A 353-nucleotide genomic window follows, 5' to 3' on the forward strand; every position below is an offset into this window, starting at 1 on the left:
GACGATACCGGCGTGGCCGACGTGAGCAAGCGCCTGGCGCAGGAGCTGGTGGTGAACGACAAGGTGAACGTGCTGGCCGGTTTTGGCCTCACGCCGCTGGCCATGGCGAGCGCCACCATTGCCACCCAGTCCAAAACGCCCATGGTGGTGATGGCTGCGGCCACCTCCAGCATTACCGAGGCCTCGCCCTACATCGTGCGCAGCAGTTTTACGGTGCCGCAGGTGGTCACCATTCTGGCGGACTGGGCCATCAAAAACGACATCCGCAAGGTGGTGACGCTGGTGACCGACTACGCCCCGGGCGTGGACTCCGAGACCTGGTTCAACCAGCGTTTTGTGGCGCAGGGCGGCGT

General features: G+C 64.6%; 1 protein-coding gene. It reads left to right on the top strand.

Translation table 11 applies throughout. The features are described from left to right. Positions 1 to 353: ABC transporter substrate-binding protein (locus tag AC1D1Y_RS27050; protein WP_477685046.1), on the top strand; the 353-nt coding region annotated here is incomplete at both ends.

It is taken from the genome of Polaromonas sp. P1_G1 (genome assembly GCF_056405595.1).